The 26,946-nt window shown below is 62.1% G+C and carries 18 protein-coding genes; 12 read left to right on the plus strand and 6 right to left on the minus strand.

Going from position 1 to position 26,946, the window contains the following annotated elements:
* Nucleotides 1–291 precede the first annotated feature (291 nt).
* Nucleotides 292–1,776 (plus strand): sodium/proline symporter PutP, encoded by a 1,485-nt coding sequence (putP, locus tag AD659_RS01715; RefSeq protein ID WP_053117777.1) that lies wholly within the window; start codon nucleotides 292–294, stop codon nucleotides 1,774–1,776.
* Between the two features lie 233 nt (nucleotides 1,777–2,009).
* Here putP and AD659_RS01720 read toward each other — a convergent pair whose 3' ends face one another.
* Entirely contained in the window at nucleotides 2,010–2,504 is a 495-nt protein-coding gene (locus AD659_RS01720; RefSeq protein WP_053117778.1) for a DUF2165 family protein, read from the minus strand.
* Between the two features lie 267 nt (nucleotides 2,505–2,771).
* On the opposite strand from AD659_RS01720, the gene AD659_RS01725 reads away from it, so the two are divergent.
* The 3 genes from AD659_RS01725 to AD659_RS01735 all read left to right on the plus strand — a co-directional run bounded on the left by AD659_RS01725 (nucleotide 2,772) and on the right by AD659_RS01735 (nucleotide 6,478).
* Nucleotides 2,772–4,829, plus strand: coding sequence for a type VI secretion system Vgr family protein (locus AD659_RS01725; protein WP_053117780.1), 2,058 nt, complete (start codon nucleotides 2,772–2,774; stop codon nucleotides 4,827–4,829).
* Nucleotides 4,826–5,563 (plus strand): DUF4123 domain-containing protein, encoded by a 738-nt coding sequence (locus AD659_RS01730; protein WP_053117782.1) that lies wholly within the window; start codon nucleotides 4,826–4,828, stop codon nucleotides 5,561–5,563. The genes AD659_RS01725 and AD659_RS01730 overlap by 4 nt, the downstream gene beginning before the upstream one ends.
* A gap of 75 nt (nucleotides 5,564–5,638) precedes the next feature.
* On the plus strand, nucleotides 5,639–6,478 hold the full coding sequence (locus tag AD659_RS01735; RefSeq protein ID WP_053117783.1) for a 23S rRNA (adenine(2030)-N(6))-methyltransferase RlmJ: 840 nt from the start codon (nucleotides 5,639–5,641) through the stop codon (nucleotides 6,476–6,478).
* 179 nt (nucleotides 6,479–6,657) lie between these two features.
* On the opposite strand, the gene msrA is transcribed toward AD659_RS01735, so the two are convergent.
* From msrA to aceE, 5 genes are all read right to left on the minus strand, one after another.
* Nucleotides 6,658–7,305, minus strand: a complete 648-nt coding sequence (gene msrA, locus AD659_RS01740; protein ID WP_053117785.1) for a peptide-methionine (S)-S-oxide reductase MsrA — start codon at nucleotides 7,303–7,305, stop codon at nucleotides 6,658–6,660.
* An 84-nt stretch (nucleotides 7,306–7,389) separates the two neighbouring features.
* Nucleotides 7,390–10,083 carry a putative bifunctional diguanylate cyclase/phosphodiesterase gene (locus tag AD659_RS01745; protein WP_053117787.1) on the minus strand — a complete coding sequence of 898 codons (2,694 nt, stop codon included), beginning with the start codon at nucleotides 10,081–10,083 and terminating at the stop codon, nucleotides 7,390–7,392.
* A 185-nt stretch (nucleotides 10,084–10,268) separates the two neighbouring features.
* Nucleotides 10,269–11,657 (minus strand): alkaline phosphatase D family protein, encoded by a 1,389-nt coding sequence (locus AD659_RS01750; protein WP_053117789.1) that lies wholly within the window; start codon nucleotides 11,655–11,657, stop codon nucleotides 10,269–10,271.
* A 426-nt stretch (nucleotides 11,658–12,083) separates the two neighbouring features.
* Nucleotides 12,084–13,721 carry a dihydrolipoyllysine-residue acetyltransferase gene (aceF, locus tag AD659_RS01755; RefSeq protein ID WP_053117791.1) on the minus strand — a complete coding sequence of 546 codons (1,638 nt, stop codon included), beginning with the start codon at nucleotides 13,719–13,721 and terminating at the stop codon, nucleotides 12,084–12,086.
* An 11-nt stretch (nucleotides 13,722–13,732) separates the two neighbouring features.
* The gene (gene aceE / locus AD659_RS01760; RefSeq protein ID WP_053117793.1) at nucleotides 13,733–16,378 is read right to left on the minus strand and encodes a pyruvate dehydrogenase (acetyl-transferring), homodimeric type; all 2,646 of its coding nucleotides are present in this window, start codon (nucleotides 16,376–16,378) and stop codon (nucleotides 13,733–13,735) included.
* Nucleotides 16,379–16,760: 382 nt separating this feature from the next.
* Between aceE and glnE the strand changes: the two genes are divergently transcribed.
* From glnE to AD659_RS01800, 8 genes are all read left to right on the plus strand, one after another.
* Entirely contained in the window at nucleotides 16,761–19,700 is a 2,940-nt protein-coding gene (glnE, locus tag AD659_RS01765) for a bifunctional [glutamate--ammonia ligase]-adenylyl-L-tyrosine phosphorylase/[glutamate--ammonia-ligase] adenylyltransferase (RefSeq protein WP_053117795.1), read from the plus strand.
* A 253-nt stretch (nucleotides 19,701–19,953) separates the two neighbouring features.
* A complete protein-coding gene (gene waaF, locus AD659_RS01770) occupies nucleotides 19,954–20,988 on the plus strand; it encodes a lipopolysaccharide heptosyltransferase II (RefSeq protein ID WP_053117798.1) in 1,035 nt (344 codons plus the stop codon).
* 1 nt (nucleotide 20,989) lies between these two features.
* On the plus strand, nucleotides 20,990–22,048 hold the full coding sequence (waaC, locus tag AD659_RS01775; RefSeq protein WP_053117800.1) for a lipopolysaccharide heptosyltransferase I: 1,059 nt from the start codon (nucleotides 20,990–20,992) through the stop codon (nucleotides 22,046–22,048).
* Nucleotides 22,048–23,169: a glycosyltransferase family 4 protein gene (locus tag AD659_RS01780; protein ID WP_053117801.1), complete on the plus strand. Its 1,122-nt coding sequence runs from the start codon at nucleotides 22,048–22,050 to the stop codon at nucleotides 23,167–23,169. Before waaC ends, AD659_RS01780 begins: the two co-directional genes overlap by 1 nt.
* Entirely contained in the window at nucleotides 23,169–23,975 is an 807-nt protein-coding gene (gene rfaP / locus AD659_RS01785; protein ID WP_053117803.1) for a lipopolysaccharide core heptose(I) kinase RfaP, read from the plus strand. Before AD659_RS01780 ends, rfaP begins: the two co-directional genes overlap by 1 nt.
* A complete protein-coding gene (locus AD659_RS01790) occupies nucleotides 23,975–24,709 on the plus strand; it encodes a lipopolysaccharide kinase InaA family protein (RefSeq protein ID WP_053117805.1) in 735 nt (244 codons plus the stop codon). Before rfaP ends, AD659_RS01790 begins: the two co-directional genes overlap by 1 nt.
* Nucleotides 24,706–25,458, plus strand: a complete 753-nt coding sequence (locus AD659_RS01795; RefSeq protein ID WP_053117807.1) for a lipopolysaccharide kinase InaA family protein — start codon at nucleotides 24,706–24,708, stop codon at nucleotides 25,456–25,458. Before AD659_RS01790 ends, AD659_RS01795 begins: the two co-directional genes overlap by 4 nt.
* Nucleotides 25,458–26,918: a lipopolysaccharide kinase InaA family protein gene (locus AD659_RS01800; protein ID WP_053117809.1), complete on the plus strand. Its 1,461-nt coding sequence runs from the start codon at nucleotides 25,458–25,460 to the stop codon at nucleotides 26,916–26,918. The genes AD659_RS01795 and AD659_RS01800 overlap by 1 nt, the downstream gene beginning before the upstream one ends.
* Nucleotides 26,919–26,946 lie beyond the last annotated feature (28 nt).

Here is a 26,946-nt window from a genome sequence, read left to right on the forward strand (position 1 = left end):
TTCTAGCAACGCGTCGTTGACTGCACTAAAAGGGAGCAAAAAACAGCGTTTTGGCGACAAAACCGATCAGGTGCAACTTATTCGAGCGAAACTGGTTGCACCTTATTTGATTTGTTGAATAGCATTCGCGGCCAAGGTGCAACCGGTTCCAAGCCGAGGGGCATCGGCTGATGGCTTTCCTGGGGAAACATCGGTCATAAAAATCGCGGGTCTGCAAATCGTCTACAACGTCTGTGTTGTCGACGCTTTCAACTGCCACCGCACCATAAAAACAAAGCCAGGGCGTAACTCATGAGTGTTAGTAATCCTACCTTGATCACTTTCGTGATCTACATCGCAGCCATGGTCCTGATCGGTCTGATGGCTTACCGCTCCACCAATAACCTTTCCGATTACATCCTGGGCGGTCGCAGCCTCGGCAGCGTGGTCACGGCATTGTCCGCCGGTGCTTCCGACATGAGCGGCTGGTTGTTGATGGGGTTGCCGGGGGCCATCTACATGTCCGGCCTGTCGGAAAGCTGGATCGCCATCGGCCTGGTCATCGGTGCCTACCTGAACTGGCTGTTCGTGGCCGGTCGCCTGCGGGTGCAGACCGAACACAACGGTGACGCCCTGACGCTGCCGGATTACTTCTCCAGTCGTTTTGAAGACAAGAGCGGCCTGCTGCGGATCATCTCTGCGGTAGTGATCCTGGTGTTCTTCACCATTTACTGCGCTTCCGGCATCGTCGCCGGTGCCCGTCTGTTCGAAAGCACCTTCGGCATGTCCTACGAGACCGCGCTGTGGGCCGGTGCTGCCGCGACCATCGCCTACACCTTCGTCGGTGGTTTCCTGGCCGTGAGCTGGACCGATACCGTACAAGCCACCCTGATGATCTTCGCATTGATCCTCACGCCGATCATCGTGCTGCTGGCGACCGGCGGTGTGGACACCACGTTCCTGGCCATCGAAGCGAAAGACCCGTCGTCCTTCGACATGCTGAAAAACACCACCTTCATCGGCATCATCTCGCTGATGGGCTGGGGCCTGGGCTACTTCGGCCAACCGCACATCCTGGCGCGCTTCATGGCGGCGGATTCGGTCAAGTCGATCGCCAAGGCACGTCGCATTTCCATGACCTGGATGATCCTGTGCCTGGGCGGCACCGTGGCCGTGGGCTTCTTCGGTATCGCTTACTTCTCGGCGCACCCTGAGGTGGCCGGTCCAGTGACCGAAAACCCTGAGCGCGTGTTCATCGAGCTGGCGAAGCTGCTGTTCAACCCTTGGGTTGCCGGCGTGTTGCTGTCGGCCATCCTGGCGGCGGTGATGAGTACCCTGAGCTGCCAGTTGCTGGTGTGCTCCAGTGCCCTGACCGAAGACTTCTACAAGACCTTCCTGCGCAAGAGCGCTTCCCAGCTGGAACTGGTCTGGGTCGGTCGCGCCATGGTGCTGCTGGTGGCCTTGGTCGCCATTGCCCTGGCCGCCAACCCGGAAAACCGCGTACTGGGTCTGGTGAGCTACGCCTGGGCCGGCTTCGGTGCCGCCTTCGGCCCGGTTGTACTGATCTCGGTGATCTGGAAAGGCATGACCCGCAACGGTGCGCTGGCCGGCATCCTGGTGGGTGCGATCACTGTCATCGTCTGGAAGCACTTCGAGCTGCTGGGCCTGTACGAAATCATCCCGGGCTTCATCTTCGCCAGCCTGGCTATCTTCTTCGTCAGCAAGATGGGCTCGCCTACCGCCGGTATGGTGCAGCGCTTCGAAGCGGCCGAGAAAGATTTCCGCCTGAACCAGTAAGACCCTCAGCGCGGCCTTGGGCCCGCAGGTGATCCAATGTGGCAGGGGAGCTTGCTCCCGCTGGCCATAAGCGCTGTGTAGGAGCTGTGTAGGAGCTGTCGAGTGCAACGAGGCTGCGATCTTTCCCCATACGCTTGAGTCTCAAGCGAAAGATCAAAAGATCAAAAGATCGCAGCCTTCGGCAGCTCCTACAGGGCGCAGTCCAGCGGGAGCAAGCTCCCTCGCCACGGATATCACTTCATCTCGGCATCAGGCTGGTTGAGAAAAATCAACACGCCCAGGATCGCCATGTAGAACCTGAACGCAGCGTCCTGGCCATTCCAGATTTCTGATTGCCACATCAGGAACCATTCGCCGCCGACCACCATGAAACCAAAGAACCAGACGAAGAAACCCGCCGTCAAACCGGCCACGGTCCATCGTTTGGCGCGGCTGAACACCTCGGCCTCGGCCTGGCGTGCCTGCCACAGTTTCACTGCGCCGTAGCCCAGCAGCCCCGCCGTCAGTGCTTCGCCGAGGATGATCAGCCAATAGGCGCCGTGCCACATCCAGGGTCTCTCGATGGCGCGATAGCGGGCGGCATTGTCGGGGAAGGTGGTGTCCATGCTCAGCACGTGTTGGACGAAATTGAAGTTGGAGCGGTAGTCCGTGAGGTTGTTGAACACGGTCAGGAAGGCGAATGCGGCGAGCGCCAGGGTCATTGCGATTTTTGCGTAGCGGGTCGTCATGCCATGCGTCCTTTGCTTTTTTGCGACCAGGGCACGTTATCACGCCCATCACGGCCCAGAGAGCGGCCACCTTGCAAGAATCTGCTGATTCATTTGTAGGACAGTTGCAGTTGATCGCGAAGTCGCGAATGTCCATCGGAAAATGCATCACGCTTTGCAGCTTTTAGCTTCTTGCATGTAGGGGAAATCTGTTTTTCCTGGCCGCCAATACACGTCCCCTGTTGCTCATGCAGAATCGCCCGCCTCTATTTTGCTGAGGCACATCGGATGTTCCCGCCGGCTAACCCACCGCGTTTCACGCTGACCCTCGACAGCGAGCCGCATGAACTCAAAGTGCTTGAGTTCAAGGGCCAGGAAGCTATCAGCCAGCCCTATCGCTTTGACCTGGAACTGGTCAGTGAGCGCCCCGACCTGGCACTGGAAGAGCTTCTGCATCGCCAGGCATTCCTGGGCTTCGATGGCCGGGACGGGGGCATACACGGTCAGGTCTATAGCGTCGCCCAAGGTGATTCGGGCAAGCGCCTGACCCGCTATCAGATCAGCCTGGTGCCACGTCTGGCCTATCTGCGCCATCGCATCAACCAGCGGATCTTCCAGCACTTGAGCGTGCCCGACATCGTCGCCCGGGTGTTGAAAGAGCACGGGATCCTGGCGGGTGCCTGCCAGTTCACTCTAGGTGGGCAGTATCCCGAGCGTGAATACTGTGTGCAGTACGGCGAAAGCGACCTGGCATTCATCGAGCGGATTTGCGCCGAAGTCGGTATCCACTACCATTTCCGGCATCGGCCTGACGGTCATCTGCTGGTGTTCGGTGACGACCAGACCGTGTTCCCTCGCCTGCCCGAGTCGACCCAGTATCTGCCAGGCAGCGGCATGGCTGCCGACGAGCCGGTCATCAGCCGTCTGGCGGTGCGGCTCCAGACCTGTACCACTGCCGTGACGTTGCGCGACTACGACTTCCGCAAGCCCGGTCTGTTATTGCAAACCCAGCTCGACAACCGGCAGTTGCCGGTGCTCGAGGACTATCGCTATCCGGGTGGGTTCTGCAACCGTGACGATGGCAAGCATCTGACCCGGCGCGCCCTTGAGCGCCATGGCGCCGATCATCGCGTTGCGGAGGGCCGCAGCGATGATAGCGCCTTCGTCAGCGGACATTTCATGCGCATCGAGGCCCATCCCCGGGAACCGTGGAACGATCTCTGGCTGTTGACGCGCATCGACCATCATGGCCGCCAACCGCAGGTACTGGAAGAAACCGCCGCTGCCGGGCCGGATGAATTCCAGGGCTACAAAAATACCTTTCTCGCCACGCCGTGGGACGTGTTCTTCCGGCCTCCCCTGCACCACGAAAAGCCCCGTGCCCAGGGTTATCAATCAGCGGTGGTGACCGGGCCGGACGGCAGCGAGATTCATTGCGATGAATTCGGACGGGTCAAGGTGCAACTGGCCTGGGATCGTGACGGCCAGCGCGACGAGCATTCCAGCTGCTGGCTGCGCGTGGCCTCCGGTTGGGCCCATGATCACTATGGTGCGGTGATGATTCCCCGGGTCGGCATGGAAGTCCTGGTGGGGTTCATTGACGGTGACGTGGACAAGCCATGGGTGGTGGGGTGCTTGCCTAATGGTGCCAATCCGGTGCCGCTGGACCTGCCGGCGGACAAGACCCGCAGTATCTGGCGTAGCCAGAGCAGTCCCGGCGGGGGAGGCTTCAACGAGTTGCGCATCGAGGATCGCAAGGGCGCCGAGGAAATCTACCTGCGGGCCCAGCGAAACTGGACTCAACACGTGCTGCATGACCAGCGGGTGCAGGTCGATCACGAGCGTAGCATCGTTGTCACCGGCACGGCGCGGCATGAGCTCAAGGCCGACGAACAGCGTATTACCCACGGTCGGCGCCAGGCTGAAGTCCGACAGGACGATCACCTGCTGGTGAGTGGTGAGCGGCATATCCGCGTGAGCAGCCATGTCCTCAGCGCCAGCCAGCAGTTTCATGTCAGCGCCGGCCAGCAAATGGTCTTGGAAGGTGGCGCCAGTGTCACCCTCCAGGCCGGCGGCCATTGGATCAACATCGGTGCAGGCGGGATTTTCAGCAGTGTGCCGATCGAGGTGGGTGGGGCGCCGATGGCAGTGATGAGTGCGGCAGCCGGCTCACCCGAGAGGGCCGGAACGCAGGTCCCTGCGGCCGCCCCTCGGCTTTCCCTGGCACAGATCCTCAGCTTCCAAGGCGCGGCGCCGTTCTGCGAAGAGTGCGAGCGTTGCAGAAACGGCATCTGTGCGGCGCCCCCGGTCGCTTATCCACCTGTCGATGTCCGAGGGCGCCCATGAGCAGCCATCAAACGCCCCTGGCCTGGCTTGAAGGCCAGCCTTTGCAAGCGTCCGAGCAACTTTTCGCGATTTTCGGCAGCACCAGCAGCGCCGGGGCGTTGTCGGCCTGGCGGCGCTCGATGATCTTGGCGCCCACGCCAATCTGGGCCGAGACGCCTTACGCCGAGTGGGAATCGGTCATGCCCTATGTGGGGCTTGTCAGCGCCGGTAGCGAATTTCTTGACTGGGCAGCGGCCACCGACTCGCTCGATTGGGGGTGGTTGGCAGTGTCGTGTGCCAGCCAGGAAACCCTTGCCGAGCATTTGCGTGGGCTGACACAGGTGCTGTTGCCCGGTGGTAAGCCGGTTTTCCTGCGTTTTTGGGATGGGCGCTTTATGCAACCGATCCTGCAATCTGCGGCGGTGGATGCCGGGCAACTGCTACCGGTCATCAGCCGTTGCCTGATCAACGGCCAGTCCCTTGAGATTGTGGGAAATATTCAGCGGCCGGCTCGGGTTTTTCCCTGGTGGGAAGTGCCTGTGGCGTTGCTGGAAACCATGGCCGAGGCCCCGACGGACTGTCTGGTGGATAACGTGCTCACATGGTTGGGTGAAGAGCATCCGTACCTGTGCGAGCGGGTCGACCGCCGGGTCCTGCGGCGCAAGATCGCCCGCTTTCTTGAACGATCGGGACGGGTTGAAGCGCCAAAGGCGCCATTGCTGGCGTATTTGAGGCGAGAGTTGAGCGGACGGTGACCTGTCCGCTGGGCTGCGAACCCCTGACGTTCGACGCGCTTCAAGGTAAACTCGTCGCCCTTCGCAGGAGCCGCCATGAATTATCGCCACGCCTTCCACGCCGGCAATCACGCCGACGTGTTCAAACACCTGACCTTGACCCGCCTCATCGCGTTGATGTCGCGCAAGGAACAGCCCTTCGCCTACCTCGATACCCACGCGGGCATCGGGCTGTACGACTTGCAGGGTGACCAGGCCAACCGTACCGGTGAGTACCTGGAAGGCATCGCGCGGTTGTGGGGCGAGGATGATCTGCCGCCGTTGACGGCCGATTACATGAAGGTGCTGCACGAGATGAACCCTGACGGCCAATTGCGCTACTACCCGGGCTCGCCGGAACTGGCGCGGCGCCTGACCCGTTCGCAAGACCGTGTGCTGCTCAACGAGAAACACCCTGAAGACGGTGTGTTGCTCAAGGACAACATGAAAGGCGACCGTCGCGTGGCGGTGCATCTGGGCGAGGGCTGGCATGTGCCGCGGGCGCTGCTGCCGGTGGCAGAGAAGCGTGGCCTGATGTTGATCGATCCGCCCTTCGAGCAGCTTGACGAGATGCAGCGCTGCGCCGCCTCGCTCAAGGAGGCGATTGGCCGGATGCGCCAGACGGTGGCGGCGATCTGGTACCCGGTGAAGGACCAGCGCATGTTGCGCCGCTTCTACCAGGACCTGGCCGGCACGGGAGCACCGAAGCTGTTGCGGGTGGAACTGCTGGTGCACCCACTGGCGACGCCCAACAGCCTGAACGGCTCCGGCCTGGCGATTGCCAACCCGCCTTGGGGGTTGGAGGAGGAGTTGCGTGAGTTGCTGCCGTGGCTGTCGAAAAAGCTCGGCCAGACCCAGGGCGGGTGGCAGATGGATTGGTTGATCGCTGAGAGCTGATGGTTTGATGGTGTCTGGAAGGGCGCTATCGCGAGCAGGCTCGCTCCCACATGGGTTCTGAGGTGTACCCAATATTTGTGTCCGCTCCGGACCCTGTGGGAGCCGAGCTTGCTCGCGATGACGGCGGCAAATTCAGCATCACCACCTCAGACCCACCGCTATCGCGAGCAAGCGTGTAGTCAGATCGGGCAGGTCACGCCGGTCCCGCCGATCCCGCAATAGCCTTCAGGGTTCTTCGCCAGGTACTGCTGGTGATAGGTCTCGGCGAAATAGAACGTCGGTGCCTCTTCGATTTCGGTGGTGATAGTGCCTTTGCCGGCCTTGGTCAATTCAGCCTGGAAGACTTGCTCACTGTGTTTGGCCGCCGCCAGTTGAGTCGGGTTGGTGGCATAGATCACCGAACGGTACTGGGTGCCGATGTCGTTCCCCTGGCGCATGCCCTGGGTCGGGTTGTGCAGCTCCCAGAACATCTTCAACAACTGCTCATAGCTGACTTTTGCCGGCTCGTAGACCACCAGCACCACTTCGCTGTGGCCGGTAAGCCCCGAGCAGACTTCTTCATATGTCGGGTTCGGCGTGAAACCACCGGCGTAACCCACCGCAGTACTGACCACGCCTTCGCGCTGCCAGAACTTGCGCTCAGCGCCCCAGAAGCAGCCGAGGCCGAAGATGGCGAAGTCCACATCCATGGCAAACGGGCCCAGCAGGGGCGCGTCGAGGACGAAGTGTTTTTCCGGCACGCTCATTGGGGTTTCACGGCCAGGCAGGGCTTGTTCAGGGGTAGGAAGCACGTTTTTGTTCACCAGGATTTCCGAGCGCAAGACCATTATCAGTCCTCTCAGTCAGATTGAGTTGAGCGAAATAGACCGTCAGTGTGCCTCAGAAAAGCCGCCGCTAGCTATAAGCGGCTGTCAGACGAGCGGCCCGCGCGGGTAGCGCTTGAGCTTTTCGATCAGCTCTGCGCCGGGGATTGGCCGGTCGAACAGGTAGCCCTGGCCGACGTCGCAACGGTGCCGGCGCAAGAACGCCAGTTGCTGGGCGGTCTCGATGCCTTCGGCCACGACCTTGAGCTTCAGGTTGTGGGCCATGGCGATCACCGCCGAGGTGATTTCCATGTCGTCCTGGTTGTCCGGGATCTCATGGATGAAGCTGCGATCGATCTTGATGATGTCGATCGGGAATTTCTTCAGGTAGCTCAGGGATGAATAACCGGTGCCGAAATCGTCCATGGCCAGGGTCAGCCCCAGGCGCTTGAGCTGGTCGAGCTGCAAGTGGGTGTCTTCGGTGGCTTCCAGCAGCAGGCCTTCGGTCAGTTCCAGTTCCAGCAGCCGGGCCGGCAGTTGTTCCTCCTTGAGGATGCTGGCGATGGAGGCGACCAGGTCCGGGTCGGAGAACTGCTTGGGCGACAGGTTGATCGCCACTTGCAGGTTGCCCAGCCCGGCTGCGGTCAGCTGTTTGCTCATGCGGCAGGCTTGGCGGGCGATCCATTTGCCAATAGGAATGATCAGGCCGGTTTCTTCAGCCACGCTGATGAATTGGTCCGGGCGGATCATGCCCTTTTCCGGATGGTTCCAGCGCAGCAGTGCCTCCATGCCCAGCAGGCGGCCGCTGCGCAGGCACAGCTTGGGCTGGTAGAACACGTCCAGTTCGTTCTGGGTCAGGGCGCGCCGCAGGTTGTTTTCCACGAACAGCTTGTAGCTGGCCTCGGCATTCAGCGCCTCGGTGAACACCTGGACCTGGTGTTTGCCGTTGGCCTTGGCCTTGTGCAGGGCCAGGCCGGCGTTGCGCATCAGGGTCTGCGGGTCGCGACCGTGCAGCGGCGCGCAGGCCAGGCCGACGGAGCCGGTCACGCTGATCAACTGGTTGTCGACGAACATCGGTTTGTCGAGGGTCATCAGCAACTGGCTGGCGATCTGCTGCCCGGCCTCCAGATCGGTGTCGTCCAGCAGCACCGCGAACTCGTTACTGGCGAAGCGCGCCAGGCTGCCGCTGGGGCTCAGGCTGTTACGCAGGCGCCGGGCCAGGCTGATCAGCAGTTTGTCGCCGGTCTGGTGGCCGAGGCTGTCGTTGATGCGCTTGAAGTTGTCGATGTCCACCAACAGCAGGCTGATGGGCGAATCGCTGTCCCGGGCGAAGCGTTCGTCGAGGTTGCGAATGAATGCCGGACGGTTGCCCAGGTTGGTCAGGTTGTCGGTGTAGGCCAGGCGCTCGATGCGCTGCTGGGCCAGTTTGGTCTGGGTGATGTCTTCGTAGATGCCGATGTAGTGGGTCAGCTCGCGGTTGTCGCCGTAGACCTTGGAAATCGACAACTGGCCCCAGTAGGGCTCCAGGTTCTTGCGCCGGCTCTTGAACTCGCCCTGCCAACTGTTGCTCTGGGCCAGCGCCGAGGGTGCATCGAACAGCAGTTCGCTGAGGTTTTCCAGGGCCGGCAGTTCCGAGAGGCGCTGGCCGTGGACTTCTTCGGTGGTGTACTGGGTGATCGCGGTGAAGCTTGGGTTGACGTACTCCACCACGCCGTCGCAATTGACCAGCAGGAAGGCGTTGGCGCTCTGTTCCACGGCTCGCTGGAACAGGTGCAGGGCGCTGGTGGCGGTGCGTCGGTTGTGGTTGTTGATGACTTGGGCGAACTGGTCCGCCAGCTCGCCGGCAAAGGCGATCTCATCCGACTGCCAGGCGCGGGTGGCGCCCACTTGTTCCAGGCACAGCACGCCCACCACTTGACCGTCGATACGCACGCTGGCGTCGAGAATGGCATTGACGTCGCGGGCGCGCAGGTTCCCAGCCATTTCCCGGGTGCGCGGGTCACGCATCGCATTGTGGGCGTCGATGGCGCGGCAGGTCTGCAGCGCCTCCATGTAGTCGGGAAATTCGTTGGCGTCGATCACCGCCGGCAGGAAATATTCCTGGGACGCGCGGTTATAGGCGGAAATCGGCACCAGCTTGCCATCGTCCAGGTTCCAGATACTCGCGCAGTCGATCTGGTAGATGTCGCAAGCGCTGCGGGTAATCAGTTCGGCCGCTTCGAGCAGGGAGTTGTTGGCGCTGTAGCGTTGACGGGTCAGCAACAGGATCAGGTCCTGTTGGGCACGTACGCGGTCCAGATGCTGGAGCTGCTCTTGCTGGGCGCGCTGGTTCAGTTCCAGGGCGATCTGCAGGCGCGAGTTCTGGGTTTCCAGGTCCAGGGCCGGCATGGAGGGTTCGCTTTGCAGCAAATTGTCCACCACTAGCAGGTAGCCGCGCAGCAGGTGACGATTGTGCTGCTTATAGGCTTCGCCCGTTTCCAGCACGTTCATCGGGCCCTTGGCGGTGTGGAGCGTGTAGCGAATCTGGTAGTGCGCGGCCTGGGCCAGTTGCTGCTGGATGGCGTCGTGCAATTGATAGCGCGCTTCGGGTTCCATCAGGCTGGCGTAGGGCGAACTGACCAGCGAGCACAGTTCTACCGCCGGCAGGCCGAAGTGTCGCTCGCAATTGGGGTCGAGGAACAACAGCGCCCAGCTAGCTTCATTCAGCCGTTCGAAACGCAGCATACCGAGCCGCGCGGGCACCGGTAACTGCGTCACTACCTCGGCCGCCATACGGCTGGCGGCATCGGGTTGGCTTTTCATGGGGAAACTCGCTTCGAAAATGCTGATCGCGCCGGGCTGACGCCCTCGTTATTACGGATTGGCGCAAGGTTGCATCATTGCGGCACTGGCTGACAAGAGAGATGAAGGCCAAGTGCTATAAACCTTTTATCGGCCGACAACGGGATTTCTCCAGTCGCCAGCCGATCAGAGGGCATGGACGGTCATCACAGCGGGATATCCACCGTCTGCAACAGCCTGCCGTCACGGTCGTGGAAAGTGACCAGAAGGCTCTGCGTCGTGATCTGCAGGCGGGCGAAGTTGTCCTGGCTCACCACTGGGCTGGTCAGTTCGTAGCGGTACTCACCGCTGTCGGTGCGGGCCATGGGACTGCGGAAAATAAAATCCTTCGCTTTCGCAAATGGCAGCAATTTGCTGTTGTAGAACGGCGAGGACACGATGGTGTTGACCTCGAAATCAGGATCCTCGCTGTGACGCAGGCGGCTGGTCATGGAGCCGTGGACGTCGCCCGAGACAAAAACCACGTTCCTGATCCGATGGCGACGGATGGTTTCCAGCAGGCGCAGCCGTTGTGCCGGAAACGCCTGCCAGGCATCGCCGTCATCACGCTTGCGGTCAGGGAAGAACATGACGCTGGTGACGACGAGTTTGACTCGGGCGGGGCTGTTGACGAGCCATTCGAGCAGGACCTGTTCCTGTTTCTCGTCGAGAATGCGCCGGTCGTTTGCCGACAGGTTGCGTTGCGTCCGGCTGTCGGTGACGAACCAATGGATATCGCCATGGGCAAACGTGTACCAGTAGCGGGTCAGCGACTTGTCCACGGTTCCGTCGCTCGACAGTTCATGGGCGGGACCGTGGCTCGCCTGGTAAAGCTCATAAGCGCTCATGGCATTGGCATACAGGACGTCGTCGTTGACGGTTTTCCTGGCAGGCCAGTTGTCTTCGATCTCATGGTCGTCGAGCATCATGTAAGTCGGGGTGCCCGACATCAACGTTCTGATGTGCGGTTGGGCCAACACGGTGCGGTACCTGAGGAGAATGTTTTTATAGGTTCGGTCCGGGCCGATGACATTCAAGTCGTCGAGATAAACCTGGTCGCCGGTCATCAATACCGCGCTGATCGGCGGGTCGGCCTGTTCGACGATGCGATTGATGCCGGCAAAGGTGCGGTCCCCAAGGGCGGGCAGCAGCGGGGTGTTGGCGGCGATCCGAAGGTAGCGACATGAGCCCACGATATAGGCCCGTGGCGCATCGGTGCCAGCGGCAGGCGTGCGCAAGCTGTAGGTGTTCCTCGGCCATTGCAGGGGCAGTTCCTGGATGCTTTCCACGGTATGGGTCGGGCTCAAGGGGCTGAACCAGCCAGCCTGGTACTCATAGGTGGTATCGGGTTGAAGGCCGTTCAATACGATGACATCGGACATGTCGCGGTAGGCCTTCAATTGGACAAAGTGCCCTTTCGACCAGCGTGTATCGCCTCGGCGCCGATGGCGAATAGCGGCAAATACCTGGCTGTTGCCGTGATCGCCCCGTAGGAATATCCGTGCGTGATCGGTGGTCGTGTGCCCGACAATGGGGCCGACGGTAGGTTTGAACATATTCGAATCCATTCGAAGTTTTGATGGTTGGGTGCAAGCACCCAGTGTCTTGGCGGCTTGATGCTAAAGCCCGGCGGGCGATAAATATTGATGGGGAAGGGGGCGCGGGTTGTGGGTAATGAGCAACAGGGGGCGTAGTCATTTAAGACTTACGGGGTAGGAAAGTTGCCGGGTTGCCTGACACACCGCTATCGCGAGCAAGCTCGCTCCCACAGGGCGCTTCATCAGGTTCAGGTGCGGTGCAGCGTCACAAATCCATTGTGGGAGCGAGCCTGCTCGCGATGAGGCCGGTACATCCAGCATCCATGCACCTGGCTTGAATGCCAGGCAAAAAAAAGCCCCGCCAAACGGACGGGGTTGAGGTACGAGCGTGGCGCTCGGAAAACGGTGCGCCGAATGGCCCTCCCAAGGGAGGGCCGTCCGGTGTTACAGCAGGATGGTGCGGATGTCGCCCAGCAAGTCGCTCAAGCGCTTGGTGAAGCGTGCAGCGGCGGCGCCGTTGATCACGCGGTGATCGTAGGACAGCGACAGTGGCAGCATCAGCTTCGGCTGGAAGGCTTTACCGTCCCAGACTGGCTGGATGGTGGCCTTGGAAACACCCAGGATCGCCACTTCCGGCGCGTTGACGATCGGCGTGAAGCCGGTGCCGCCAATGTGGCCGAGGCTGGAGATGGTGAAGCAGGCGCCCTGCATGTCGTCGGCGGTGAGCTTCTTGCTCCGGGCCTTTTCGGCCAAGGCAGCGGCTTCGGCAGCCAGTTGCAGCAGGCTCTTCTGGTCGACGTTGCGGATGACCGGTACCAGCAGGCCTTCCGGGGTGTCGACGGCAAAGCCGATGTGCACGTATTTCTTGCGGATCACCGCCTTGCCGCTTGGGGCCAGCGAGGCGTTGAAGTCCGGCAGCTCCTTGAGCAGGTGCGCACAGGCCTTGAGCAGCAGTGGCAGCACGGTCAGCTTCACGCCGGCCTTTTCCGCCACGGCTTTCTGCGCGACGCGGAAAGCTTCCAGCTCGGTGATGTCAGCCTGGTCGAACTGAGTCACGTGTGGAATGTTCAGCCAGCTGCGGTGCAGGCTCGACGCGCCGATCTGCATCAGGCGAGTCATGGCCACTTCTTCGGTTTCGCCGAAGCGGCTGAAGTCCACCGCCGGGATCGGCGGGATGCCCGCGCCGCCGGTGGCGCCTTCGGCCGGTGCGTTCTTGGCCTTCTGCATCATGGCCTTGACGTAGGCTTGCACGTCTTCCTTGAGCACACGGCCGTGAGGGCCGCTCGGGCCTACGGCGGACAGCTCGACACCGAATTCACGGGCCAGCTGACGCACCGCAGGGCCAGCGTGCACCTTGGCACCGCTAGGCGCAGGCGCGGCGACCGGGGCCGGAGCCGCTTCGGCTTTGGCGGCAGGCGCGGCGGCTGGAGCCGGTGCCGCTTCGGTCTTGGCTGCAGGCGCAGCGGCCTGGGCGGGTGCGGCAGGTGCCGCAGCGCCAGCGACCTTGAGCTTCAGGATCAGGTCACCGGTGCCGACTTCGTCGTCCAGCTTGACCTCGACGCTTTCCACCACACCGGCGGCCGGCGATGGGATTTCCATGCTGGCCTTGTCGGATTCCAGGGTGATCAGCGACTGGTCGGCTTCGACGGTGTCGCCGGCTTTGACCAGTACTTCGATGATCTTGGCCTTGCCCGACGAACCGATGTCCGGGACATGAATGTCCTGGACGCTGGCAGCGGCAGGCGCAGCGGCGGGCGCGGGAGCCGCTTCGGCAGTTGGCGAGGCGGCAGGCTTTTCAGCCGCCGCCGGGGCAGCAGCAGGGGCGGGCGCTTCAGGCGCCGCAGCGGCGCCCTCGACTTCCAGCTCCAGCAGTTCGTCGCCTTCCTTCAGGCGGTCGCCCAGCTTCACTTTCAGGCTCTTGATGACACCGGCCTTCGGCGCAGGCACTTCCATGCTGGCCTTGTCCGATTCAAGCGTCAGGATGCTCTGGTCGGCTTCGATACGGTCGCCGACCTTCACAAACAGTTCAATTACTTCACCTTCACCGCTGCCGATGTCAGGTACGCGAATGAGTTCGCTCACGAAAATTCTCCTCAGCAGTCCAGTGGGTTGCGTTTTTCCGGATCGATGCCGAACTTGGCGATGGCTTCGGCCACCACTTTAGGTTCGATATCGCCACGGTCAGCCAGGGCTTCCAGGGCTGCCAACACAACGAACTTACGGTCGACTTCGAAGAAGTGACGCAGCTTCTTGCGGCTGTCGCTACGGCCGAAACCGTCGGTACCCAGCACTTTGAATTCCTTGGAAGGCACCCACTGGCGGATCTGCTCGGCGAACAGCTTCATGTAGTCGGTAGAGGCGATGACCGGACCTTTGCGGCCGTTCAGGCACTCTTCGACGTAGCTCAGCTTTGGCTTCTGGCCAGGGTGCAGGCGGTTGCTGCGCTCTACGGCCAGGCCGTCGCGACGCAGTTCGTTGAAGCTGGTGACGCTCCAGACGTCGGCGCCGACGTTGAACTCTTCACGCAGGATCTTCGCCGCTTCACGCACTTCGCGCAGGATGGTGCCCGAGCCCATCAACTGGACGTGGTGCGCCGCTTCGCGGGTGTCTTCCTCGAGCAGGTACATGCCCTTGACGATGCCTGCCTCGACACCGGCCGGCATGGCTGGCTGCTGGTAGGACTCGTTCATCACGGTGATGTAGTAGAAGACGTCCTGTTGCTCTTCGGTCATCTTTTTCATGCCATCCTGGATGATCACCGCCAGCTCGTAGCCGTAGGTCGGATCATAGGTGCGGCAGTTCGGGATGGTCCCGGCCAGCATGTGGCTGTGGCCGTCTTCGTGCTGCAGGCCTTCACCGTTGAGCGTGGTGCGGCCGGCGGTGCCGCCGATCAGGAAGCCACGGGTACGGCTGTCGCCAGCGGCCCAGGCCAGGTCGCCGATACGCTGGAAGCCGAACATCGAGTAGAAGATGTAGAACGGCAGCATTGGCTGGTTGTGGCTGGAGTACGAAGTACCGGCGGCAATGAAGGAGCTCATGGCGCCCGCTTCGTTGATGCCCTCTTCGAGGATCTGGCCCTTCTTGTCTTCGCGGTAGAACATCACCTGGTCTTTATCGACTGGCTCGTAGAGCTGGCCGACGGACGAGTAGATGCCCAGCTGGCGGAACATGCCTTCCATACCGAAGGTACGGGCTTCGTCCGGGATGATCGGGACGATGCGCTGGCCGATTTCCTTGTCCTTGACCAGTTGCGCGAGGATCCGCACGAAGGCCATGGTGGTGGAGATTTCACGGTCGCCCGAGCCGTCCAGGATCGCCTTGAGGGTTTCCAGTGGCGGGGTCGGGATGCTGAAGCTCTTGGCGCGACGCTGAGGCACGAAACCGCCCAGGGCGGCACGGCGCTCGGCCAGGTAACGGGCTTCGGCGCTGCCTTCTTCCGGCTTGAAGAACGGCAGGTTTTCCAGCTCGCTGTCCTTGACCGGAATGTCGAAGCGATCGCGGAACAACTTCAGGCTGTCGACATCGACTTTCTTGGTGTTGTGCGCGGTGTTCTTCGCTTCGCCGGCACCGGTGCCATAACCCTTGATGGTCTTGGCCAGGATGACGGTCGGCTGTTCTTTGTGGTTGACCGCCTGGTGGTACGCCGCGTAGACCTTGTACGGGTCGTGGCCGCCACGGTTGAGCTTCCAGATCTCGTCGTCGGACAGGTCGGCGACCATGGCCTTGAGTTCAGGCGAGTTGAAGAAGTGCTCACGGACGAACGCGCCGTCCTTGGCCTTGTAGTTCTGGTACTCGCCGTCGATGACTTCGTCCATGCGGCGTTGCAGGATGCCGTCGACGTCCTTGGCCAGCAGTGGGTCCCAGAAACGGCCCCAGATGACTTTGTTGACGTTCCACTGGGCACCACGGAACACGCCTTCGAGTTCCTGGATGATCTTGGCGTTGCCGCGAACCGGGCCGTCGAGGCGCTGCAGGTTGCAGTTGATGACGAAGATCAGGTTGTCCAGCTTCTCGCGGCCGGCCAGGGAGATCGCGCCCAAGGATTCCGGCTCGTCGCACTCGCCGTCGCCCATGAAGCACCAGACTTTCTGCTTGCCTGGCTGGATGAAGCCACGGGCTTCCAGGTACTTCATGAAGCGTGCCTGGTAGATCGCCTGGATCGGGCCCAGGCCCATGGAAACGGTCGGGAACTGCCAGAAGTCCGGCATCAGCCAAGGGTGCGGGTACGAGGACAGGCCGTTGCCGTCCACTTCCTGGCGGAAGTTGTTCATCTGGTCTTCGGTGATGCGGCCTTCCATGAACGCACGGGCGTAGACGCCTGGCGATGCGTGACCCTGGAAGTAGATCAGGTCGCCGCCGTGTTCGTCGGTCGGGGCCTGGAAGAAGTAGTTGAAACCGATGTCATACAGCGTCGCGCTGGAGGCGAAGCTGGAGATGTGACCGCCCAGGTCAGAATCTTTCAGGTTGGTACGCATGACCATGGCCAACGCGTTCCAGCGTACCAGCGAGCGAATGCGGCGTTCCATGAACAGGTCGCCAGGCATGCGTGCTTCGTGGGTAACGGGGATCGTGTTGCGGTACGGCGTGGTGATGGCGTAGGGCAGTTGCGAACCGCTGCGGGTCGCGAGTTCGCCCATACGGGTCATCAGATAATGAGCACGGTCTTCGCCTTCTTTGTCGAGAACCGATTCCAGGGCGTCCAGCCATTCCTGGGTTTCGACGGGATCGAGGTCTTGCATGGCTTGCTCCAGGGCGGAAAGGCTACCAGAATCGGTTGCCTGAGTTTGCGACTGGCCTTGTGGGCAGACGATATAAATTCTTGGATTGCCGAAGGTTGTTTCGGCGGCGTGTAGTTTTACTACAAATCGTCGGCCGTTTCAGCCTTTCGAATGTATAGACGAGTAGTAAAACTACACATGAGCGGCGTATGGCCCCTCGTTTCGTTGTGAGAATAATCGTTACTGTTGGTCTTTAGCCAACTCGAACAGGTAAAAACTTGATGCCGGCTGCCAATAAAATCAGATTTTCAGCTATTTATCATCTTTGTTCGACAGTCGATCAGGTAGTGTCTTTTGAAAAAACACTACATCCAGCCTCTCCCGCGCCGATCAAGGATAGACCATGAGCCTGCCCTCGCTTGCTGAAGTACCGGCGATTCTCCAGTCATTGGTCAGTCGTGCCGAGCAGTCGTTCCGTGCGGCGGTCGCCTTGCTCGACGACGATCGTGGGCTGTCGGCCTGGACCCCGCAACGCTGGGAGGCGTTCAACCGCATTGCCGCCGCCAGCGACTTTGTCATCGAGCAGAGTGTTCGTGACCCGGTGATGCTGCTGGAACTGGTGCGCAGCGGCGAACTGGACCGCGGCCTGGCGCCTGGTGAAATGTGCGCGCAGATCGCTGCCGCCGTCCAGGCCGCCGAAACCGAAGACGAACTGGGTCGCGTCCTGCGCCGCCAGCGTACCCGCCAGCAGGTGCGGATCATCTGGCGCGACCTGACCCGCCAGGCCGACCTGGTCCAGACCTGTCGCGACCTTTCGGACATGGCCGACGCCTGCATCGACCAGGCTTACCACTGGTTGTACCAGCGCCTCAGCCAGCAATTCGGCACGCCCACCGGACGGCGCAGCGGCGAACCGCAGCAGATGGTCATCCTGGGCATGGGCAAGTTGGGGGCGGTGGAACTGAACCTGTCGTCGGACATCGACCTGATCTTCGCCTACCCCGAGGGCGGCGAAACCGTGGGCGTCAAGCGACCGCTGGATAACCAGGAGTTTTTCATCCGCGTCGGCCAGCGCCTGATCAAGGCCCTCGACCCGATGACCGTCGACGGCTTCGTGTTCCGCGTCGACATGCGACTGCGCCCCTATGGTTCGGCCGGTGCGCTGGTGCTGAGCTTCAATGCCCTGGAGCAGTATTACCAGGACCAGGGCCGCGACTGGGAACGCTACGCCATGATCAAGGCGCGGGTGGTGGCTGGCGACCAAGTGGCCGGTGCACAACTGCTCGACATGCTGCGTCCGTTCGTCTATCGCCGTTACCTGGATTTTTCCGCCATCGAAGCGCTGCGCACCATGAAGCAGTTGATCCAGCAGGAAGTGCGGCGCAAGGGCATGGCCGACAACATCAAGCTGGGCTCGGGTGGCATTCGCGAGGTGGAGTTCATTGCCCAGGCGTTCCAGCTGATCCATGGCGGGCGCGACTTGAGCTTGCAGCAGCGCCCGCTGCTCAAAGTGTTGGGCACCCTGGAGGGCCAGGGGTACTTGCCGGCCAAGGTGATCGATGAGCTGCGCCAGGGCTATGAGTTCCTGCGGTATACCGAGCATGCGATCCAGGCCATCGCCGACCGCCAGACCCAGATGCTCCCGGACAGCCCACAGGACCAGGCGCGTATCGCCTTCATGCTGGGCTTTGCCGACTGGTCGGCCTTTCATGAGCAGTTGATGTACTGGCGTGGACGCGTGGCCTGGCACTTCGGCCAGGTCATCGCCGACCCGGATGAAGAAGAGGGCGGCGAAAGCGAAATGGCGGTGGGCGGCGAATGGTTGCCGTTGTGGGAAGACAGCCAGAATGAAGAGGCGGCGTGCCGTCAGTTGGAAGAAGGCGGCTTCGTCGATGCACCCAAAGCCCTCAAGGCCCTGGCCGTCCTGCGTGGCAGCCCGCAACTGCGCGCCATGCAGCGCTTGGGGCGCGAACGTCTGGATGCCTTCATTCCGCGCCTGCTGGCCCAGGCCGTCGAGCATGCCGATCCGGACCTGGTGCTGGAGCGGGTGCTGCCCTTGGTGGAGGCTGTGGCTCGCCGTTCGGCCTACCTGGTGCTGTTGACGGAAAACCCCGGCGCCCTGCGGCGCTTGCTGACGCTGTGCGCGGCGAGCCCGTGGATCGCCGAGCAAATCACCCGTTTCCCGCTGCTGCTCGATGAGTTGCTCAACGAGGGCCGGCTGTTCAAACCGCCCCTGGCGCCGGAGTTGGCGGCAGAGTTGCGTGAGCGCCTGACGCGCATTCCCGAGGATGACCTGGAGCAGCAAATGGAGGCGTTGCGGCATTTCAAGCTGGCGCACCGTCTGCGGGTGGCGGCTTCGGAAATTGCCGGCAGCCTGCCGTTGATGAAGGTCAGCGATTACCTGACCTGGCTGGCCGAGGCGATTCTGGAGCAAGTGCTGGCGCTGGCCTGGCGCCAGACGGCCGCCAAGCACGGTGTGCCGTTGCGCACCGACGGCAGCCTGTGCGATCCGGGCTTCATTATTGTCGGCTACGGGAAAGTCGGCGGCCTGGAATTGGGGCATGGTTCCGACCTGGACCTGGTGTTCATTCACGACGGCGACCCACAGGCGGAAACCGATGGCCCGAAACCCATCGACGGCGCGCAGTTCTTCACCCGGCTTGGCCAGCGGATCATTCACCTGCTGACCGCCCAGACCAACTCCGGGCAGTTGTATGAAGTCGACATGCGCCTGCGGCCGTCCGGGGCGTCGGGGTTGCTGGTCAGTTCCCTCGGGGCGTTTGCCCGCTACCAGGAGAACGAAGCCTGGACCTGGGAGCATCAGGCGCTGGTGCGCGCCCGTGTGCTGGTGGGCAGCCAGGACGTGGGCCAGGCGTTCGAAAAAGTCCGCATCCAGGTGTTGGGGCGCAAGCGTGACCTGCCGACGCTGCGCCAGGAAGTCAGTGAGATGCGCGCCAAAATGCGCGACAACCTCGGCAGCAAGGCCACCGCCGCCGGGACCGCGCCGAATGCCTTCGAAGCCACGGCGCCCTTCGACCTCAAGCAGGATGCCGGAGGTATCGTCGATATTGAATTTATGGTGCAATACGCGGCCCTGGCGTGGTCCCAAGAGCATCCATCGCTGGTGCGCTACACCGATAACATCCGCATCCTGGATGGGTTGCAGGAGGTCGGGTTGATGCCGGCCGAAGATGCCACACTGTTGCGCGAAGCCTACAAAGCCTACCGCTCCGCCGCCCACCGCCAGGCCTTGCAGAAAGATGCCGGGGTGATCGCAGGCGACCAGTTCGTGGATGAGCGCCGACAGGTAGTGCGGATCTGGCGGGAGCTGGGACTGAGCTGAGTATTGAATAAATGTGGGAGCGAGCTTGCTCGCGATAGCGGAGTGTCAGGCGACATCGATGTTGGATGTGCCGGCCTCATCGCGAGCAAGCTCGCTCCCACAGTGTATTTTTGGTGCTGCACGGTTCTTGAAACCTATGCAGAACCCTTGTGGGATGGTGTGTTGTAGATTAGGGCCACAGGCAACGACCTAAGCCACAGTGATTCTCGAGGCGGGGAGGCGTAGGCCTCCCCGTATCGTTTTTGGAAAGCACATGAATATTTTGATCGTTGGGCCCAGTTGGGTCGGTGACATGGTAATGGCGCAGACACTGTTCCAGTGCCTGAAAGAGCGTCATCCGCAGTGCGAAATCGACGTCCTGGCCCCCGAGTGGAGCCGGCCGATCCTTGAGCGCATGCCCGAAGTGCGCAAGGCCTTGAGCTTCCCGCTCGGCCATGGCGTGCTGGAATTGGCGACCCGTCGACGCATCGGCAAATCCCTGGCCGGCCAGTACGACCAGGCGATCCTGCTGCCCAATTCATTGAAATCGGCGCTGGTGCCGTTTTTCGCTGGCATCCCCAAGCGCACCGGCTGGCGTGGCGAGTTTCGCTACGGCCTGCTCAATGATGTACGCACGCTGGACAAAGACCGCTACCCGCTGATGATCGAGCGCTTCATGGCCCTGGCCTACGCGCCGGGGGCCGAGTTGCCCAAGCCCTATCCGCGGCCGAGCCTCGCGATCGACCCGGTGACTCGTGACGCGGCGCTGGCCAAGTTCGGCCTGAGCCTGGATCGTCCGGTGCTGGCCCTGTGTCCAGGGGCTGAGTTCGGCGAATCCAAGCGCTGGCCGGCGGAGCATTACGCCCAGGTGGCCGAGGCGAAGATTCGTGAAGGCTGGCAAGTCTGGCTGTTCGGCTCGAAAAAAGATCACCCGGTGGGCGAGGACATCCGCTCGCGGCTGATCCCGGGCCTTCGGGAAGAGTCGGTGAACCTCAGTGGCGACACCTCCCTGGCCGAGGCCATCGACCTGCTGTCGTGCGCCGATTCGGTGGTGTCCAACGATTCGGGCCTGATGCACGTGGCCGCGGCCCTGAATCGCCCATTGGTGGCGGTCTACGGCTCCACCTCACCGGGCTTCACGCCACCGCTGGCCGATCAGGTCGAAGTCGTGCGCCTGGGCATCGAGTGCAGCCCGTGTTTCGACCGCACCTGCCGTTTCGGTCATTACAACTGCCTGCGCCAGCTCATGCCGCCGTCGGTGAGCGAGGCCTTGGAGCGTTTGCAGGGCACACCCGTGGAGGTCCGGTAACTTGCGGGTATTGTTGATCAAGACGTCTTCGCTGGGGGATGTGGTCCACACTCTGCCGGCGCTGACCGACGCAGCGCGGGCGATTCCGGGCATCAAGTTCGATTGGGTGGTGGAAGAAGGCTTTGCCGAAATCCCCACCTGGCACCCGGCCGTGGGCAAGGTCATTGCGGTGGCGATCCGTCGTTGGCGCAAGAATCTCTGGCAAACCATCAAGAGCGGTGAATGGCGACGCTTCAAGCAGAGCATGCGCGCCGAAAAGTACGACCTGGTGATTGACGCCCAGGGCCTGCTGAAAAGCGCCTGGCTGACCCGCTACGTCAAGGCCCCGGTGGCCGGCCTGGATAAAGACTCGGCCCGTGAACCCCTGGCGGCGCGCTTTTATTCCCGGCGTCTGGCGGTGGCTCGCGGTCAGCATGCGGTCGAGCGCGTGCGCCAGTTGTTCGCCCTGGCGCTGGGTTATGACTTGCCGCAAACCCAGGGCAACTACGGCCTCGACATCGACCGTTTGGTGGAATTGCCACGCCCCTACCCCTACGTGGTGTTCCTGCACGGCACGACCTGGGAGTCCAAACACTGGCCCGAACTTTACTGGCGCCAGCTCACCGAGCGGATGGGTCAGTTCGGTGTGGTCGTCAAGCTGCCGTGGGGCAACCCAGCCGAGAAAGCTCGGGCAGAACGTATCGCCAGCGGGCTGCGCAACGCCTTGGTGCTGCCGAAGCTGAACCTTGGCGGCATGGGCAAGGTGCTTGCCGGCGCCCAGGCCTGCGTGGCCGTGGACACCGGTCTCGGTCACTTGGCCGCGGCCCTGGACGTGCCGACCATTTCGCTGCTCGGCCCGACCAATCCTGTGCTGACCGGCGCCTACGGCAAGGGCCAGATTCACCTCGCCAGTGATTTCCCTTGCGCCCCCTGCATGCAGAAACAATGCACTTATCCGCCAACCGCCGAGGATGCCCGGCGGTTTGACCTGAAACGCGAGCAGCCCCTGTGCTTCACGCGTCTGAACCCCGAGCGTGTTGCCAGCCACCTGAGCACGTTATTGGCTGAGGAGCCGCGCTGATGCAATTGGCTTTTGTCCTTTACAAGTACTTCCCCTTCGGAGGCCTGCAGCGTGACTTCATGCGCATCGCCCTGGAATGCCAACAACGCGGTCATCAGATCCGCGTCTACACGCTGATCTGGGAAGGTGACGTGCCGCCCGGCTTCGAGGTGCTGGTGGCGCCGGTCAAGGCGCTGTTCAATCATCGCCGCAACGAGAAACTCAGCGCGTGGATGGAGGCCGACCTGGCCAAACGCCCGGTGGACCGTTTGATCGGCTTCAACAAAATGCCCGGCCTGGACGTCTATTACGCTGCCGACGGTTGTTTTGAAGACAAGGCGCAGAACCTGCGCAATTCGCTGTACCGGCGCTGGGGCCGCTACCGGCATTTCGCCGAGTACGAGCGGGCCGTGTTCGCCAAGGATGCAAAAACCGACGTACTGATGATTTCCGAAGTCCAGCAGCCGCTGTTCATCAAGCACTACGGCACGCCGCTGGAACGCTTCCACTTGCTGCCACCGGGTATCGCCCAGGACCGTCGCCGGCCCGCCGACGCCGACGAGATCCGTGCCGCGTTCCGCGCTGAATTCGAGCTGGCCGACGACGACTTGCTGCTGGTGCAGATCGGTTCCGGGTTCAAGACCAAGGGCGTGGATCGCAGCCTCAAGGCCCTGGCCGCGTTGCCGGCCGAGCTGAGAAAACGCACCCGGCTGTTTGTAATTGGCCAGGACGACCCCAAAGTATTCCAACTGCAAAGCGCCGCGCTGGGTCTGGGCGACAACGTGCGATTCCTCAAGGGCCGTAGCGATATCCCGCGTTTCCTGCTGGGCGCCGACCTGTTGATCCATCCGGCGTACAACGAGAACACCGGCACCGTATTGCTCGAAGCGCTGGTGGCCGGGTTGCCGGTGCTGGTCAGCGCAGTGTGTGGGTACGCCCATTACATCGCCGAGGCCGACAGTGGCCTGGTGCTGGACGAGCCGTTCGAACAAGCGCAGCTCACCGACTACCTGGGCCGCATGTTGAAAGATGCCGCAGCACGGGCAGCCTGGAGCCGCAACGGTCTGGCCTTCGCCGAGACGGCGGACCTCTACAGCATGCCGCAGCACGCGGCCGATGTGATATTGGCGGAGCACGCTTAATGAAATTGATGCTGGCCGAACCGTTCAAGAGCCTTTGGGCCGGGCGCGATGCGTTCGCCGAAGTCGAAGCGCTCAAGGGCGAGGTCTATCGCGAACTGGAAGCCCGGCGCACCTTGCGCACGGAGGTGGACGGTCGCGGTTTTTTCGTGAAGATCCACCGTGGCATCGGTTGGGGCGAGATCTTCAAGAACCTGATCACCGCCAAGCTGCCGGTACTCGGCGCGGGGCAGGAATGGAAGGCGATCCAGCGCTTGCAGGAAGCCGGCGTGCCAACCATGACGGCGGTCGCCTACGGCGAAAAGGGCCGCAATCCGGCGGACCAGCACTCGTTTATCGTCACCGAAGAGCTGGCGCCGACCGTCAGCCTCGAAGACTTCAGCATCGACTGGGTCAAGCAGCCGCCGCAGCCAGCGCTCAAGCGTGCGCTGATCGCCGAAGTGGCGCGCATGACCGGCATGATGCACCGCGCCGGCGTCAACCATCGTGACTGCTACATCTGCCACTTCCTGCTGCACACCGACAAACCGGTGACGCCAGGAGATTTCAAGCTCTCGGTGATCGACCTGCACCGCGCCCAGACCCGTCCCGCGATCACCACTCGCTGGCGCAACAAGGACCTGGCAGCACTGTATTTCTCGGCGCTGGACATCGGCCTGACCCGCCGCGACAAGCTGCGTTTCCTCAAGGGCTATTTCCAGCAGCCGCTGCGACGGATCCTCGCCGAAGAGGCGTCGTTGCTCGCCTGGCTCGAAGGCAAGGCCAACAAGCTGTATGCCCGCAAGCAGCGGTACGGGGACGCGCTCTGATGTCGGGTTGGAACCTGGAACCGGCCTACGCCGAGCTGGCACAGGATTTTGGCAGCCTCGAGGCGGTGTTCGCCTTGCAAGGCGAGCGTTTGACCCGCGATCCGTTGTCAGAGGTGATCCGGGTGCAGCGAAACGGCGTGAACTACTACGTCAAGCGCTACGTCGGGGCCGGCAAAGGCTTGCGGCGCTACCTGGGCAAGCCGCGGGTCAAGTCCGAATGGCAGAACCTCAAGCGTTTCGCCAAATGGGGCATCCCCACCGCTGAAGTCGTGGGTTGGGGGTTGGAGCGAAAAGGCGCGACCTATGCCCGTGGCGCACTGATCACCCGCGAGCTGCCGCATACCGAAGATCTTTCGGCTCTCGCCGAGCGTCATGATTCGCGGCTGACGGACCGTGCCTGGGTCGATGATGTGAGCCGGCAATTGGCCGGTTATACACGGACGATGCACGAGCACCGCTTTACCCATAACGACCTGAAATGGCGCAACCTGTTGATCGACGACTGCTCGCGGCTGTTTCTGATCGATTGCCCGAACGGCGATTTCTGGCGCGGTTTTTGGCTCAAGTACCGTATCACCAAGGACTTGGCGTGCCTGGATAAAGTGGCCAAATACCATTTGTCAGCCACGCAGCGCCTGCGTTTTTACCTGCAATACCGCCAGCGCGACCGGCTCGATGCGTGCGACAAGAAGCGCATCCGTCACGTGGTGAGATTTTTCGAGGGGCGTGAATGACTGATTTTCTGGCCGCTGAAGACCGGGCGTTGTTGCAACGCCATGGCCTGGACAGCTTCGAGGCGTTGTGGACGCGGCAACTGGATGCGGTGGACGAACCCAATACCTCGGGCGATGGCTGGAGCAGCGTGTTCCGGCTGGAGCTGGAAGGGCAGGGGTATTACCTCAAGCGTCAAAGCAATTACCTGACCCGGACCTGGTCCCGGCCCTTTGGCGAGCCGAGTTTTTCCCGGGAATTTCGCAACATCAGCCGCTACCGGCAGTTGGGCATTCCAGCCTTGCAAGCGGTGTTCTACGGCCAGCGGAAGGTGGGTGGTGAAGTGCGGGCGATCCTGCTGACCCGCGCCCTGGATGGCTGGGACGACCTGGACTCACTGTTGCAACGCTGGCCAAGCCTGACGGCGGTGCAGCGCACCACCATCCTCAGCGCCTGCGGGCAATTGGTGCGGCGCCTGCACGGCATGCGCCAGGTACACGGTTGCTTCTATCCCAAACATATTTTCCTGCAAGCCACCGCCGACGGTTACCAGGCGCAATTGATCGACCTGGAAAAGACCCGGCCGTTGCTGTTTGGCCAGCGTGATCGGGTCAAGGACCTGGAGCCGTTGCTGCGTCGCGCCTCCATCTGGAGTGATGCCGATGTGCGCCAGTTGTTGTCCACCTATCTGGACCAGCCGCTCGATGCCGGGCTGGTCGACAGTTGGATGAACCTCCTGAATGCCCGACGAAGCCACAAGGGAGCCCGTTGATGCAGTTGTCCGAATTGAAACATGCCGGTCGCAGCCCCAGTCTGCCGCTGAGCCTGGAGTTGGCCGATGCCGCCGGCCCGGCGCAACTGCAGTTGCTTTCGCTGCTGCGGGTGTTGCCGGGGCAGCGTTATGTCGGCGCCGGCGTCTGGCGCGGCCGACCGGTGCTGGCCAAATTATTGGTCGGCAGCAAGGCCGCCCGGCATTTCCAGCGGGAACTGCAAGGCGTTCGCCTGCTGGCGGAGCAAGGGCTGACGACGCCGCTGCTGCTGGCCGATGGCCTGAACGAGGCTGAAGGCGGCTGGTTGTTGTTCGAATTGCTCGAAGACGCCGAAAGCCTGGGCGATGCCTGGAAGCAGGTCGAACACCTGCCCTTGCTGGCCGACGAACAAACCGCGGTGCTGGCCGAAGCCTTGGGCGCCATCGCGCAACTGCACGGCAAAGGCTTGTGGCAGGAAGACCTGCACCTGGACAACCTGCTGCGCCACGACGGTAAGCTCTATTTGATCGACGGTGCCGGCATTCGCGCCGAAACCCCGGGGCAACCGTTGTCGCGGCAGAAAGTCCTGGAGAACCTGGGAGTGTTTTTCGCCCAGCTTCCCAAATCGCTCCAGCCGTTCAATGAAGAACTGTTGGTGTACTACCTGCTGGGTAACGCCGAGCACGCGCTGCCCATGGAAGCGCTGCAAAAACAGATCGACAAGGTGCAGGCCTGGCGCCTGAAGGATTTCCTCGAGAAAGTCGGGCGTGAGTGCAGTCTGTTCAGCGTGCAGCGCGGGGCGTTTAGCCTGCGGGCCATTCGGCGTGACGAAGAAGCGGCCATGACGCCGGTGCTGGAGCAGGCCGATGCGTTGCTCGAGCAGGGACATCTGTACAAGACCGGCGGCGCGGCCAGCGTTGGCAAAGTCGAGGTGAACGGTCGTGCCTTGGTGATCAAGCGCTACAACATCAAGAATTTCGCTCACTGGCTCAAGCGCTTCTGGCGCCCGAGCCGCGCCTGGCATTCCTGGCGCGAAGGCCATCGCCTGGCCTTCCTCGGCATCGCCACCCCCAAGCCGCTGGCGCTCCTGGAAAAACGCTTCCTGTGGCTGCGCCGTGGCGCCTACCTGGTCAGCGAACACTTGGCAGGGCCGGACATCATCGAGCGCTTCGGGCCTTACGTGCAAAACGGTGAAGCCCCCGAGACTGAGCTGCTGGCGCTGGACCGGCTGTTCGCCGACCTGATCCGTGAGCGCATCAGCCACGGCGACTTCAAGGGTCACAACCTGTTCTGGCAGCACAACCGCTGGGCGCTGATCGACCTCGATTCCATGTGCCAACACCGCACCCAGGCCAGCTTCGCCCCGGCCTACGCCCGGGATCGAGCGCGGTTCATGCGTAATTGGCCGCAGGACAGTGCGCTGTATCGGGTGATTGATCAGCGGTTGCCCAAGGAAGTCGACAGCGCGCCATCCGTCTTGTAACCGATTACCGTGGCGAGGGAGCTTGCTC

Origin of the sequence: Pseudomonas thivervalensis, assembly GCF_001269655.1 — a bacterium.
GTDB classification, from domain to species: domain Bacteria; phylum Pseudomonadota; class Gammaproteobacteria; order Pseudomonadales; family Pseudomonadaceae; genus Aquipseudomonas; species Aquipseudomonas thivervalensis.

Coding starts and splice junctions, on each gene's coding strand:
- putP (WP_053117777.1), top strand. CDS start 292: ATGAGTGTTAGTAATCCTACCTTGATCACTTTCGTGATCTACATCGCA.
- AD659_RS01720 (WP_053117778.1), bottom strand. CDS start 2,504: ATGACGACCCGCTACGCAAAAATCGCAATGACCCTGGCGCTCGCCGCA.
- AD659_RS01725 (WP_053117780.1), top strand. CDS start 2,772: ATGTTCCCGCCGGCTAACCCACCGCGTTTCACGCTGACCCTCGACAGC.
- AD659_RS01730 (WP_053117782.1), top strand. CDS start 4,826: ATGAGCAGCCATCAAACGCCCCTGGCCTGGCTTGAAGGCCAGCCTTTG.
- AD659_RS01735 (WP_053117783.1), top strand. CDS start 5,639: ATGAATTATCGCCACGCCTTCCACGCCGGCAATCACGCCGACGTGTTC.
- msrA (WP_053117785.1), bottom strand. CDS start 7,305: ATGGTCTTGCGCTCGGAAATCCTGGTGAACAAAAACGTGCTTCCTACC.
- AD659_RS01745 (WP_053117787.1), bottom strand. CDS start 10,083: ATGAAAAGCCAACCCGATGCCGCCAGCCGTATGGCGGCCGAGGTAGTG.
- AD659_RS01750 (WP_053117789.1), bottom strand. CDS start 11,657: ATGTTCAAACCTACCGTCGGCCCCATTGTCGGGCACACGACCACCGAT.
- aceE (WP_053117793.1), bottom strand. CDS start 16,378: ATGCAAGACCTCGATCCCGTCGAAACCCAGGAATGGCTGGACGCCCTG.
- glnE (WP_053117795.1), top strand. CDS start 16,761: ATGAGCCTGCCCTCGCTTGCTGAAGTACCGGCGATTCTCCAGTCATTG.
- waaF (WP_053117798.1), top strand. CDS start 19,954: ATGAATATTTTGATCGTTGGGCCCAGTTGGGTCGGTGACATGGTAATG.
- AD659_RS01780 (WP_053117801.1), top strand. CDS start 22,048: ATGCAATTGGCTTTTGTCCTTTACAAGTACTTCCCCTTCGGAGGCCTG.
- rfaP (WP_053117803.1), top strand. CDS start 23,169: ATGAAATTGATGCTGGCCGAACCGTTCAAGAGCCTTTGGGCCGGGCGC.
- AD659_RS01790 (WP_053117805.1), top strand. CDS start 23,975: ATGTCGGGTTGGAACCTGGAACCGGCCTACGCCGAGCTGGCACAGGAT.
- AD659_RS01795 (WP_053117807.1), top strand. CDS start 24,706: ATGACTGATTTTCTGGCCGCTGAAGACCGGGCGTTGTTGCAACGCCAT.
- AD659_RS01800 (WP_053117809.1), top strand. CDS start 25,458: ATGCAGTTGTCCGAATTGAAACATGCCGGTCGCAGCCCCAGTCTGCCG.